We start from the raw sequence: 12,720 nt of genomic DNA on the forward strand, positions 1-12,720 counted from the left end.
ATTCTATCAGGGCTTAGCGGACTGCTAGAATGGCTTGTTTTGCGACTCGGTAGAGTTTACCAATCACAGTTTCAAATACTTTTCGAATAAAACTTGCCGTCATATCTTCAATGGCAACGACTGGCTTTCCTGCAAAAACCAACATATGACCGAGCAAACCGCGGACCTGTATTTCTCTCACTTTTGATGCTTTCGCTACCTTCTCAAGATGCCTAGAAAGTAAGTCATAAAAAGTCAGACCACTCGAGATAGCTGCTTGAGCTGTCACAGTGGCGAGAAGGAGTGTATCTTTCAACAATGTAATGAGAGCCGCACTGATTTTGTTTGCCCAGTATTCAGAAAATGAGGCTTGATTTCTGTGTTCAAATTTCAGTCTGACTGGAGTGTGTAAATATTGGTTCGCTTTGGTTTTTAGTGCTCCCCACTCTTCAGCACTCGCTGTATTTAAGTACCCAGGACTTTCATCTGCAGACATTGCATGAGCGCTTATACAGACTTTGGTTGAACTGTCTAAACGATACTCCTGACCTTGATAAGGGGCGTGGACAAAAGGCCACAGTGGAATCATAGGGACGGGATCACCACCATGAGTGCAGCGGAAAATTTTATCTGCTCTATTACCCGACTTAATAGCGTATTGTTCTAGACCTACACGTGGTGCGCCAAATGTGTAGAGATTGACTCGACAAGCGTACTCACTTTTCAGCCAGTCTGCACAAAGCGATGCTAATGCTCCACCTAGGCTGTGTCCAACACAGTGAATTTTTTTTGGGGTACGATTTTTAGATAAATGTTGATGGAGTTGATTTTTAATACTATTGAATGAATTGATAAATCCGGCATGAGCTATTGAGCCATTTGGAGCACCTTTGTAACCAATATTAAAGTTTGTGATCCAATCATTCGCATTTTGTGTGCCACGAATAGAGACAACGAGTTCATCTTGATACACACCTTTGCCAATACCAATAACCGCAAATGCTTCTGAAGTTCGCATTGCACCTGGAATGACTTTTCTCAGAATAGGAACGCTCTCTAACAGTGGAATACCTCCAGTCTTGCCGCTAAGAGAGTTTTCTTCTGCAAAGGAAAAGTGTTTGGAAAAATATCCTGAAAATGCCATCCTCCCGGAACCAAAGTAAATTTCGTATGGAATATTTGCTATTTGTGATGCCAGTTTTGGTGTTAGAGTTGCCATTTTAATCCTCTTGATACTTTTCTCTACGTTTATATCCCTTAATTTCACATCTGCTTAGTAGCATCAAATCAACGCCATTAGGTACTACAGGGTTTTTAAAATAGTAGAGATAATCAGGTGTGCTGATGTTGCAATTAAGGTTATTTAAGTTGTTTTTAATAAAATTAAATGGTTGTTCGTATCCCAATATGGATTCCCATAGATATGTCTTTTCATTTTCAATTAAAATGTAAATACCAATATAAGAATAAGCCTGATTTAACGGGGATTTCTTCAGCCACTGAGCATGAACCATAGGCTCAAAATGAAAATAGCCATTCAGATCGGTTTGTGTCTTATCGTTATATCGATGTTTTAAGAATCCGCCTTCAAGATAAACGTCTCTATGCGAAAATGCTTGTCCGTCTTGAGTAAGGTGTCCAGAGATCTCTGGACTTAAGACATACTCATTCTTTTTAAAGAAATCAAAAATACTCAACATATTACCTTGGCTTGTTAGTGGGAAAGAAATGAAGAGTAGTGCTGCCATTAACTGAGTGGTGTTCATTATTCTTCCGCTGATAAATGGAGCTTAATATAGCGAATGTTTTTTTAAGGGATAAAGCTAGTTGTTCGTTTTTGGACACGTATCTGAGTTGTGGTGTAATTAATAGATCTCATATTTTTAGTTAAAAAAAAGCCGATGCAGTTGCATCGGCTTTGCGTTTCCTCGGAGCTTAATCCCTACAATAAAGCTCTAAAGTGTGGATTAATGGTCGTGCGCTGCGCCAGCTCCTTTCGGGTAGCGGATGGACTCAACCATTTCTTGTACGTCTGCTGGTACTTCGGCGGTGAACTTGTTCACTACAATCGCTACCACAAAGTTCAGACACATACCGAGTGTACCAATGCCCTCTGGGCTGATACCGAACAACCAGTTATCCGGTGTGCTCGCTGCTGGGTTAATGAACTTGAAGTAAACAATGTAAGCCGCAGTAAAGGTAATACCTGCCAACATACCTGTGATAGCGCCTTCTTTGTTCATCTTCTTGTAGAAGATACCCAAGATGATGGCTGGGAAGAAGGATGAAGCTGCCAATCCGAAGGCGAAGGCCACAACCTGTGCTACAAAGCCTGGAGGGTTAATACCCAAGTAGCCTGCACCGACGATGGCAATCGCTGATGCAATCCGCGCAGCCATTAACTCCTGTTTATCGGTCATATTGGGTCTAAAGCCTTTCTTCAACAAGTCATGCGAAATGGCCGTTGAGATAACCAATAGTAGGCCTGCTGCGGTAGACAGTGCTGCTGCCAGACCACCGGCTGCCAATAGTGCCACAACCCAGTTTGGTAGTTTCGCTAGCTCTGGAGAAGCCAGTACGATGATATCGCGGTTGATCTTCATCTCGTTGCGTTCATCGCCAGAGTAGAACATCTTGCCATCGCCGTTTTTGTCTTCCCAAGCCACTAGGCCAGTGCTTTCCCAGTTTTTATACCAGCTTGGTGCTTCTGTGCCAGCGACACCTTGCATGTCTGGACCATTGATGGTGTCGATCATGTTAACGCGTGCAAACGCTGCCACAGCCGGTGCGGTGGTGTAAAGAATCGCGATGAACACCAATGCCCAACCAGCAGAGATACGTGCATCAGAGACTTTTGGTACGGTAAAGAAGCGAATAATAACGTGTGGAAGACCCGCAGTACCGACCATGAGCGCCGCACAGATGAAGAAGACGTCAACCATGTTCGACCCATCGGTATAGGCGGTGAAGCCTAGCTCCTGCGTTAGACCATCCAGTTTGGTGAGTAGATACTCATCGCTGCCTGCCATGGTCGAACCAAAGCCAAGCTGAGGTACAGGGTTACCTGTCATCATTAATGAAGTAAAGATCGCCGGAACCATGAAGGCAAAGATAAGCACACAGTATTGCGCTACCTGCGTATAGGTGATGCCCTTCATGCCGCCCATAACCGCGTAGAAGAACACGATCGCCATACCGATGATGATACCCATGTTGATGTCAACTTCGAGGAAGCGTGCGAATACCACACCCACACCACGCATTTGACCAGCAACGTAAGTAAACGATACGAAAATAGCACAGAATACCGCAACCAAACGTGCCGTTCTTGAGTAGTAACGGTCACCAATGAAATCTGGCACGGTGAACTTACCAAACTTACGTAGATAAGGTGCTAAACAAAGGGCGAGAAGTACGTAGCCACCGGTCCAACCCATCAGGTATACCGTGCCATCGTAGCCAATGAACGAGATAATACCTGCCATAGAGATAAATGATGCCGCAGACATCCAGTCCGCTGCGGTTGCCATGCCGTTGGCGACTGGGTGAACACCACCGCCAGCAACATAGAATTCACTGGTTGATCCCGCACGGGCCCAGATTGCGATGCCGATATACAGAGCAAAAGTGATACCGACAAGAATAAACGTCCAAGTTTGAATATCCATTTCCTAAACCTCTTAGTCTTCCTGCACGTTGTACTTCTTGTCCAGCGCATTCATGCGGACAACGTAGACAAAGATCAGCGCCACAAAGGTGTAGATCGACCCTTGCTGAGCGAACCAAAATCCGAGCTTGAAGCCACCAAACTGAATGGCATTAAGTGCATCGACAAATAAAATTCCAGCGCCGTATGACACTAAAAACCATACTGCTAGCAGTGATCCCATGATCCCCAAGTTTTCCTTCCAGTAGGCTTGAGCATGTTCTGTTGATTCGAACGCCATGGCCTTCTCCTTGTGTTTCTCGTCTGAATAGATAAGTGTTAACGTAATGTTACGTTTCCTAAGATAGCAGTGTTGAGTCAAGGGATCTGTGCAACTTTAGTCGGGGCGATAAAAAGCAAAAACGCCCGAAAAATGGGCGTTTAGTGAGGTGGATAGCAGATTTTAGGATGTTAATTTGATGTTAAATTAGCCAAAGGTCTAAAACATCACTCGTGCTACAGGTAAAAATCTTTAATGCCTTGGAGCAAATTGTTGAGCGCGACGGCGGCCAAGATCAAGCCCATCACACGGCTGATGATGGCGGCGCCTACATTACCAATCCATTTTTGAATCGTATTGGCACCGAGCAGCAAAACCAGCGTAATCAATAGCACTGCCATCATCACCGCCGCGGTCATCGCTTGGTCAGCAAAGGAATAGCGATGGTTGTCTGTCAGCATCACTACCGCCATCATGGCGCCCGGTGACGCGATCGAAGGAATAGCCAGCGGGTAGACGGCCAAATCTGCAAGGGCGGATTTATCCAACTCTTCGCTCAACTTCTGCTCTTGCTCGGGTTTACTTTCACCGAAAATCATACTCAATGCGAATAGGAGTAGCACAAGGCCACCAGCCGCTTGAAAAGCAGGTAATGGAATTTGCATGGCTTCCAGTAACATTTGTCCGGCGATCAGGAAAAACAGCAATACGCCTGCAGATATTCCTACCGCTTTCAGTGCGACTAAACGGCGTTGTTTGGCGGTCAGGTGTTGTGTTTGTGATAGATAGACAGGAACTGAACCAACAGGGTCGATCACGGCCCATAAAACAACGAATTGCGTGATGAGAATACTTAACAAAGTATAGCCTCCCAGAGTGAATAACAGAGGGATGAAAAGGCAGCGAGGGTGCTGCCGCTGCCGTGCAAGTGTAGCGATAACTTAAGTCTTTTACGTCATAAAAGTGTGAACTTATATAACTAAATCAGCTTAGGTGATGAGGGAGATGACTTATTGCTCTGGCTCTAATTGTTGCAGCATGATCACCGCTTGGGTACGATTTTTCACCCCAAGTTTGCGGAAAATAGCCGTCATATGCGCTTTGATGGTCGCTTCAGAGACATTCAGTTCATAAGCAATTTGCTTGTTGAGCAAACCATCGGAGAGCATGCCGAGCACTTTGTATTGCTGTGGTGTTAATGCGGCGATTTTCTCGGCCAGGTCATTACAGGCTGCGTTATTGGTGATCAATCCTTCAGGGAAGTAAGGATCGCCATTGAGTACTTGGTTTAGCGCGGAAACCAGTGTGCGCATATCACTCGATTTAGGAATAAAGCCAAAAGCACCGTGGCTTTTTACTTGTGTGACCACCGCCGGTTCTTCACTAGCAGAGACCACAACGATGGGCAGGTCGGGATACTCTGCACGGAGATGGATCAAACCTGACATGCCATTGGCTCCGGGCATTTTGAGGTCAAGCAGCAGTAAATCCGGCTCTTCTTCGCGTATAAGAAGGTTCAGCAACGCATCGAGTGAGTCCGCTTCTAGCAAGTTGGCACCACTGACCGCCATATGCACAGACTGAAACAGCGCATTACGGAACAGGGGGTGATCATCGGCGATGATGATGGTGTAGGTCGAATCCATGACGTTAAACACTTTTAACTATTTCGTTAATGGAATTATTGCAGCTTTAAGAGTGTGGACAATCTTTATACGCTAAAAGTCTGATGTAAATCGACTTTTATTAGAGAGTTTGCATATACCTTCGTTGTGAAGGTGAGAATGTGGTAAGAAAAACGCCAGCAAGGTTTTGCTGGCGTTTGAATCGGTTAGTTGGAAATTCGTTGGATATGCGCCAAGAAAGGTGCCGCTTGCATAAACCCAGTGAGTCGGGCGTTTGAAACGGGATTACCTTGCGCATCCCAAAAATCGATCGTCGGTAGGCCGAGCACTTGTTGGGCCTGCAGCAGCTCAATGTCTTGCGCTTGGTTACGTGTTACGTCAGCTTGAAGCAACACAAATTGTTTGAGTTGAGCTGCCACTGCTGGGTCGTGGAAGGTGTATTTCTCGAACTCTTTACATGCCACACACCAATCGGCATAGAAGTCGAGCATCACAGGTTTTTGGGCTTGTTTGGCTAACACTAATTGCTGTTGAAGCTCTTCGACGTTGCGGATTTTAATAAAGCTCACTTCGCTGGTTTGTGCCTGTTGAGTGCTGTCGGCAAACCAATAATTGAGGGCAGGCTGAGCGGAGGCAAATAAACCCAATACGGCAATAATGCCCACCGCGCTTTGCTTCCAACCACCAAACTCCAAGCTATTTTTCACATGGTAAAGCCAGCCAAACGCCGCGATGCCCAAGGCAGACCATAGCGCGGTTGACCACATTTCAGGAAGAATGCGCTCCAATAGGAAGATAGGCGCTGCCAATAACACAAAGCCAAACAGCGTTTTAACGCGATCCATCCAACCGCCGGCTTTGGGGAGCAGTTTATTGCCAAACACGGCGACCAAAATCAAAGGAATCCCCATGCCCATGGCTAAGGCATACAGTGCAACGCCACCCGTCAAGAGATCACCACTTTGTGCCACGTACAGCAGTGCCCCAGAAAGCGGTGCTGTGGTACAAGGCGAGCAGACCAAACCGGAAATGGCCCCCATGGCAAAAACACCCGCACTGCTGCCCCCTTGCTGCTTATTGCTCAAATTGTTCAGCCAGGTTTGCACACCGCTAGGCAGTTGTAGGGTATACACCCCAAACATGGAGAGCGCTAAGGTGACAAAAAGAATACTCAGACCGATCAACACATAAGGGTGCTGCATAGCGGCTTGGAACTGTAAGCCAGCGGAAGCGACAACCAGACCCAGTAAGGTATAGGTCAGTGCCATGCCTTGAACATAGACCAGAGAGAGGCCAAGCGCGCGTCGCTGACTCAGTTTACCGCTGCCTAATACGATGCTGGTCAGAATTGGGTACATCGGTAGTACGCAAGGAGTAAAGGCCAAGCCAACACCGAGTGCCAAGAACAGCAGTGGCGTCCACCAGTTATCGGCTAAGCCTGAAGCCAACTGATCTTGCTCGGTCAGAGGTTGAGGCGTTGAGGTGTTCGTTGTTGATGTTTCAAGGTGGCGGGGAGTTTGTGCCAGTGTCGTTGCTGGTGCCATGTCGCCATTAGTAAACGAGGCAATATCGATCACTCGCGTTTCTGGCGGATAACAAAAGCCCGCTTTGGCGCAGCCTTGGTATTGCACAATCACTTTGGCGCCAGGCTGCCAGTCTTGCATTGGAATGTTGACGAACAATGGATGGGTATAGATGTTCACGTCGCCAAAAAATTCATCTCGGTACGGCTGGCCATCTTCCATCTGAATGTCACCTAAGGTCACGTTTTCAGCACTGAAAGAGAGACGTTGCTGGTAAAGGTAATAACCTTCTTTTACTTGCCAGTCGAGGGTTAAGCGATGATCTTGTTGGAAGAAGTTAAAAGGAAAGGCCTGATCAACAGGAACAAAATCATTTGAGCCAGAGCCAAATGTACTGGTTTGATTGTTGCCAAATAAGGCCATGGCTGGAGAGGAAATCATCAGCCATCCGATCACGAAAAAGGTCAATACTGCGCGCATAATCAACAAGGTCAAAAGATGAATGGAGGTTAGTCTAACTCAATCAGACCTAGAAACGGTGCAGAAAGTTTCAGGGATAGGGAGGTTATGTGCAGAAAATTAAAAAAGGGAGCCGAAGCTCCCATGAGTAAGACTCGTTTTACTTAGATAAATAGGCTACCAAAGGCAAAGCCAAGCGCAACCGCAGAAGCGATGGTCGCTACACCCGGAATAAAGAATGGGTGGTTGAACACGTACTTACCAATGCGGGTTGAACCTGTATCATCCATCTCTACGGCAGCCAATAGGGTTGGGTAAGTTGGTAGAACAAACAGCGCACTCACGGCAGCAAAAGAAGCGACCGCAGTAAGTGGCGCTACACCAATCGCCAGTGCAGCAGGCATAAGAGCAACCGTGGTTGCGCCTTGTGAGTACAGCAGCATAGAGGCAAAGAACAGTACCAATGCCAGCATCCAAGGGTAGTCAGACAGCAAAGCACCAGCGACATCTTTAATGCCATCGACGTGAGCATTAACGAATGTAGAACCTAACCAAGCCACGCCCAGTACGCACACACACGCCGTCATACCTGAACGGAAAGTCGCTGCAGAAGGGATTTTTGATGCATCGATCTTAGTGAACATCACAATCGCTGCGGCGGCAGCCAACATCACTGTCATGATCGCTTCGTTACGGCCAAGCGCTGGGTTTTCAATCAGGCCAACAGAGCTTGAAATAGCCGCTGCGTAACAAACCACAAACGCAATCGCGCCAAGGAAGATGTAAGTCGCGGTTTTTGCAGTTGGTAGGATTTCACGTTGTGTTTCAGTGCTGAGCTTGATAAGACCTTTCGCAAGGCGATCTTGATACTCAGGATCGTCTTTCAGCTCGCTACCCATGTAGTTCGCCACCAAAGCACCGATCATACACGCCACAAATGTGGTTGGGATACAAACCGCAAGCAGTGTTAAGTAGTCCACACCAAACGGCGCCAACATGGCCGCAAACGCCACCACGGCCGCAGAAATCGGTGAAGCAGTGATCGCGATTTGTGATGCGACAACGGCAATCGACAATGGGCGAGAAGGACGCACGCCTTGGCCTTTTGCTACTTCGGCAATAACAGGCAGCGTTGAGAATGCGGTATGACCGGTACCCGCCATCAACGTCATTAAGAAAGTGACGATAGGCGCGTAGAAGGTAATACGTTCAGGATGTTTGCGCAGGAAGTTTTCCGCAATTTGAACCAGCCAATCCATACCACCAGCCACTTGCATTGCGGCAATAGCGGTGATCACAGACATGATGATCAAAATAACGTCAACAGGAATAAATGCTTGTTTGGTTGGTACGCCTAGAATCAGCGACAGGACAATAACACCCGCACCACCAGCGAAACCAATACCAATGCCACCAATTCGTGCCCCTAAATAGATAAAGAGCAGAACGACTAATAACTCGACCGCTACCATAGATTGTTACCTCATATATTTTATTGATTCTGATTAGCGAAGCGCTTTGCCTAAAGCGCTTGAATAATCAGAAGTAAAATAAATACTTGTTATTATTATGGTTATTAATAAAAACGGCAAAAAGGGCCCACTAAGGAGCCCTTTATTTTTACGATTATTCGTAACGTTTTGCTTTGTAAGTTGGGTGCATGAAGTTTTGCACAGACAGGATGTCATCCAATTCTTCAGATGTCAGCAAGCCACGCTCAAGCACTACTTCACGTACGCTCTTACCGGTTTCCGCACAAATCTTACCAACGATGTCACCTTCGTGGTGGCCGATGTATGGGTTTAGGTAAGTAACGATACCGATAGAGTTGTAAACGTAGTTTTCACAGATCTCTTTGTTCACTGTGATGCCATCAATACACTTGTCACGTAGGTTCACACACGCGTTTTGTAGTAGTGAGATCGATTCAAACATCGCTTGACCAATCACAGGCTCCATTACGTTTAGTTGTAGCTGGCCGCCTTCGGCTGCGAATGAAATCGTGTTGTCGTTACCCAGCACTTTGAAACACACTTGGTTCACCACTTCTGGGATAACTGGGTTCACTTTTGCTGGCATGATTGAAGAGCCGGCTTGCATTTCTGGCAAGTTCAGTTCGTTCAAACCAGCACGAGGACCAGAAGAAAGCAGACGTAAGTCGTTACAGATCTTAGACAGTTTCACCGCTAGGCGTTTTAGCGCGCCGTGTGCCATTACGTAAGCACCACAGTCTGAAGTTGCTTCGATAAGGTCTTCTGCTGGAACCACTTCTAGGCCAGTCACTGCCGCTAGGTGTTTCACGGCAAGTGCTTGGTAACCAGGAGGTGTGTTCAAGCCAGTACCGATCGCCGTTGCACCTAGGTTCACTTCAAGAAGTAGCTTCGAGGTGTAGTCTAGCGCGCGGATCTCTTCGTTTAGTGTCACTGCCCAAGCGTGGAACTCTTGACCGACAGTCATTGGCACTGCATCTTGCAACTGAGTACGGCCCATTTTTAGGATGCCGTTGAACTCTTGAGATTTCAGCTCAAACGCACCTTTTAGGTATTCAATCGCTTCCATCAATTTATGGATGCTGTTGTAAACCGCAATACGGAAGCCCGTTGGGTAGGCACAGTTGGTTGATTGGCTCTTGTTCACGTGATCATTTGGGTTCACCACGTCGTAATCGCCTTTCTCTTTGCCCATTAATTCTAGAGCAATGTTGGCAAGTACTTCGTTGGTGTTCATATTCACAGAAGTGCCCGCACCGCCTTGGAATACGTCCGATGGGAACTGATCCATGCATTTGCCAGTTTCCAACATTAGGTCACACGCTTGAATGATGTAATCTGCGACATTCTTAGGAATTGCACCCAACTCTTTGTTGGCAAGCGCCGCCGCTTTTTTGGTCATAACCATGCCACGAACGAATTCTGGCACGTCAGAAATAGTGACATTTGAGATGTTGAAGTTTTCGATGGCGCGCAGCGTGTGAATACCGTAGTAAGCGTCAGCCGGAACGTGACGTTGGCCTAATAGATCTTCTTCAATACGAGTGGCCGGAGTTGATGCTTTTGGAGCTTCAGTTAGGGTAGCCATAACAGGATCCTTAGATAATAATTCTGATATTTAAGTGATTGGTTAGCCATTTTCTGCAATCAGAATCCATTCATCAGAGTATTTGGCTGTAAAATCCGTCCTGACTTATGTGGCACATGATACTGTACCTTGCGCATAAAAATAGTAAGTGGATCACCTTTTTCGCTTTTATTTCGTCAATATTTTGCAAAGTATGAACAGCATATGAATAACTCTAAAGGGGTAGTCAAAAAACACGCATTTTTACAGGATAAATTTGAGTCACAGCACGATTTGCCATTACACTGAAATCAACTAAGGGGGAGCTCGTGTTTCCAATATTATTACTACTGTTTATTTGTGTACCCATTATTGAGATTGCTCTCTTCATTCAAGTTGGTGGCTTCATTGGTTTATGGCCGACAATTGGCTTAGTACTGATTACGGCGTTTGTTGGGGCGTCTTTGGTTCGTAGCCAAGGGTTGCAAACTCTGATGTCGGTGCAACAACGTTTGCAGCAAGGTGAGTTACCTGCGCAACAGATTGTCGAAGGTGTGATGCTAGCGGTGTCGGGCGTATTGTTGCTCACTCCTGGCTTTATGACCGATGCCATGGGCATGATGGTGTTGATTCCTGGTCCAAGAGCTGCGATTGCCCGCTACTTGATGAGCAAAGTAGTGGTGAATGGTTCAGGCGGTGGTTTTCATTCTCACTATCATAGCGAAGGCTTTGATCGTAGCCCGTTCGAGCAAGATCCGTTTTATCGTCAGCCTTTTAATGATGGTAAACAAGGCCAGACGTTCGAAGGGGAATATGAAAGCAAAGACAAACAAGACGATGATCAGAATCGCCTGCGTTAACTCGAAAAAATGTCTCATTTGATGAAATAGAAAAGCCGGAGCATTCCGGCTTTTTTGATCTTGTTGGCTGAGGCGGTAATGTTACTTCGCCCCTTGGAACCCCAACTGACGCCATGCCTCAAAAGCAATGATCGCCACCGCATTCGATAAATTTAAGCTGCGCGCATCAGGCATCATAGGAATACGAATACGTTGTGGCATAGGTAGGCTTTCAATCACCTCCATTGGCAGACCACGTGTTTCTGGACCAAACAGCAGTACATCGCCTTGGCGATATTGCGCATCCACATGATGGCCGGTGGTTTTGGTGGTGCAGGCAAAAATACGATATTCGCCACGCTGCTCGAGATAGTCGAGGAACGCTTGGTAGTTCTTATGGCGTGTGACACGAGCAAGATCATGATAATCCAAGCCAGCACGGCGCACTTTCTTCTCTTCAAGATCAAACCCAAGCGGTTCAATTAGGTGCAAATTTGCGCCACAGTTGGCACAAAGGCGGATGATGTTGCCAGTGTTTGGCGCAATTTCTGGTTCGTATAGAGCAATATCAAACATGGTATCGAGCGAATATGGTCAAAAGAGGGAGCCAGTATATACCCAAGTGTGAAGGCTTGGGTATAAAAGTGCCCGATAAGCGACAGCGCACAGATGAGCGATGATGTTTAGCCTATCGCTTGAGCATAATTTTGCTCCACTGCTCGCCAGTCGACCACATTCCACCAAGCATCTATGTATTCTGGACGGCGATTTTGATAGCGGATGTAGTACGCATGCTCCCACACATCGAGTGCGAGGATCGGCTCACCACGTACGCTGGCAATATCCATCAGCGGGTTATCTTGATTGCTGGTGGAGGCGATATGGATATCACCGCCTTTGACCACTAACCACACAAAGCCAGAACCAAAGGTGTTGACGGCCGCTTGGGAAAAGGCCTCTTTGAATGCAGCAAAAGTGCCAAATTTTTCTTTAATCGCGTGGGCAAGAGCGCCTTGAGGTTCCCCTCCACCATTGGGAGACATGCACTGCCAGTAGAGAATATGGTTATAGTAGCCACCGCCATTATTGCGCACCGCAGGGCTGTGTTGAGAAATGCCAGCGAAGATCTCAGTGAGCGTTTGATTCTCAAGCTCACTGCCTTGAATCGCCGCGAGAAATTTATCGTAATAGGCTTTATGGTGTTTGCTGTAGTGCACTTCCATGGTTTTCGCATCGATGTATGGCTCTAACGCATCGTAGGAATAGGGAAGCTCTGGGAAAGTGTGTGACATGGTAAATCCTCCGGTGATGA

General features: G+C 46.7%; 12 protein-coding genes. 1 reads left to right on the forward strand and 11 read right to left on the reverse strand.

Annotation, left to right across the window (positions count from 1 at the left end; genetic code table 11):
• Window positions 1–13: 13 nt before the first annotated feature.
• From AOT11_RS07950 to aspA, 9 genes are all read right to left on the reverse strand, one after another.
• A complete protein-coding gene (locus AOT11_RS07950) occupies window positions 14–1,198 on the reverse strand; it encodes a lipase family protein (protein ID WP_017419767.1) in 1,185 nt (394 codons plus the stop codon).
• A 1-nt stretch (window position 1,199) separates the two neighbouring features.
• Entirely contained in the window at window positions 1,200–1,745 is a 546-nt protein-coding gene (locus AOT11_RS07955; RefSeq protein ID WP_017419766.1) for a DUF6795 domain-containing protein, read from the reverse strand.
• 201 nt (window positions 1,746–1,946) lie between these two features.
• Entirely contained in the window at window positions 1,947–3,647 is a 1,701-nt protein-coding gene (locus AOT11_RS07960; RefSeq protein ID WP_017419765.1) for a sodium:solute symporter family protein, read from the reverse strand.
• Between the two features lie 12 nt (window positions 3,648–3,659).
• Window positions 3,660–3,926, reverse strand: coding sequence for a DUF4212 domain-containing protein (locus tag AOT11_RS07965; RefSeq protein ID WP_011079229.1), 267 nt, complete (start codon window positions 3,924–3,926; stop codon window positions 3,660–3,662).
• A 215-nt stretch (window positions 3,927–4,141) separates the two neighbouring features.
• Window positions 4,142–4,765, reverse strand: a complete 624-nt coding sequence (locus tag AOT11_RS07970) for a MarC family protein (RefSeq protein WP_017419764.1) — start codon at window positions 4,763–4,765, stop codon at window positions 4,142–4,144.
• A gap of 150 nt (window positions 4,766–4,915) precedes the next feature.
• Window positions 4,916–5,551 (reverse strand): response regulator transcription factor, encoded by a 636-nt coding sequence (locus tag AOT11_RS07975; protein ID WP_026050337.1) that lies wholly within the window; start codon window positions 5,549–5,551, stop codon window positions 4,916–4,918.
• Between the two features lie 185 nt (window positions 5,552–5,736).
• Window positions 5,737–7,533 (reverse strand): protein-disulfide reductase DsbD, encoded by a 1,797-nt coding sequence (locus tag AOT11_RS07980; protein ID WP_026050336.1) that lies wholly within the window; start codon window positions 7,531–7,533, stop codon window positions 5,737–5,739.
• 143 nt (window positions 7,534–7,676) lie between these two features.
• Complete coding sequence (locus tag AOT11_RS07985) at window positions 7,677–8,984, reverse strand: anaerobic C4-dicarboxylate transporter (protein WP_017419761.1); 1,308 nt, start codon at window positions 8,982–8,984, stop codon at window positions 7,677–7,679.
• Window positions 8,985–9,138: 154 nt separating this feature from the next.
• Entirely contained in the window at window positions 9,139–10,590 is a 1,452-nt protein-coding gene (aspA, locus tag AOT11_RS07990; RefSeq protein ID WP_017419760.1) for an aspartate ammonia-lyase, read from the reverse strand.
• Between the two features lie 308 nt (window positions 10,591–10,898).
• On the opposite strand from aspA, the gene AOT11_RS07995 reads away from it, so the two are divergent.
• Window positions 10,899–11,429 carry an FxsA family protein gene (locus AOT11_RS07995; protein ID WP_017419759.1) on the forward strand — a complete coding sequence of 177 codons (531 nt, stop codon included), beginning with the start codon at window positions 10,899–10,901 and terminating at the stop codon, window positions 11,427–11,429.
• An 81-nt stretch (window positions 11,430–11,510) separates the two neighbouring features.
• Here AOT11_RS07995 and trmL read toward each other — a convergent pair whose 3' ends face one another.
• Both trmL and AOT11_RS08005 read right to left on the reverse strand, forming a co-directional pair.
• A complete protein-coding gene (trmL, locus tag AOT11_RS08000; RefSeq protein WP_017419758.1) occupies window positions 11,511–11,984 on the reverse strand; it encodes a tRNA (uridine(34)/cytosine(34)/5-carboxymethylaminomethyluridine(34)-2'-O)-methyltransferase TrmL in 474 nt (157 codons plus the stop codon).
• Between the two features lie 107 nt (window positions 11,985–12,091).
• Window positions 12,092–12,700, reverse strand: coding sequence for a superoxide dismutase (locus AOT11_RS08005; protein ID WP_017419757.1), 609 nt, complete (start codon window positions 12,698–12,700; stop codon window positions 12,092–12,094).
• Window positions 12,701–12,720: the final 20 nt, after the last annotated feature.

The organism is Vibrio vulnificus NBRC 15645 = ATCC 27562, assembly GCF_002224265.1.
Classification (GTDB): domain Bacteria; phylum Pseudomonadota; class Gammaproteobacteria; order Enterobacterales; family Vibrionaceae; genus Vibrio; species Vibrio vulnificus.

Excerpts from the sequence above, each read along its gene's own strand:
- AOT11_RS08005 (WP_017419757.1), bottom strand. The coding sequence starts at position 12,700 with ATGTCACACACTTTCCCAGAGCTTCCCTATTCCTACGATGCGTTAGAG.
- aspA (WP_017419760.1), bottom strand. The coding sequence starts at position 10,590 with ATGGCTACCCTAACTGAAGCTCCAAAAGCATCAACTCCGGCCACTCGT.
- AOT11_RS07965 (WP_011079229.1), bottom strand. The coding sequence starts at position 3,926 with ATGGCGTTCGAATCAACAGAACATGCTCAAGCCTACTGGAAGGAAAAC.
- AOT11_RS07975 (WP_026050337.1), bottom strand. The coding sequence starts at position 5,551 with ATGGATTCGACCTACACCATCATCATCGCCGATGATCACCCCCTGTTC.
- AOT11_RS07955 (WP_017419766.1), bottom strand. The coding sequence starts at position 1,745 with ATGAACACCACTCAGTTAATGGCAGCACTACTCTTCATTTCTTTCCCA.
- AOT11_RS07950 (WP_017419767.1), bottom strand. The coding sequence starts at position 1,198 with ATGGCAACTCTAACACCAAAACTGGCATCACAAATAGCAAATATTCCA.
- AOT11_RS07980 (WP_026050336.1), bottom strand. The coding sequence starts at position 7,533 with ATGCGCGCAGTATTGACCTTTTTCGTGATCGGATGGCTGATGATTTCC.
- AOT11_RS07960 (WP_017419765.1), bottom strand. The coding sequence starts at position 3,647 with ATGGATATTCAAACTTGGACGTTTATTCTTGTCGGTATCACTTTTGCT.
- AOT11_RS07985 (WP_017419761.1), bottom strand. The coding sequence starts at position 8,984 with ATGGTAGCGGTCGAGTTATTAGTCGTTCTGCTCTTTATCTATTTAGGG.
- trmL (WP_017419758.1), bottom strand. The coding sequence starts at position 11,984 with ATGTTTGATATTGCTCTATACGAACCAGAAATTGCGCCAAACACTGGC.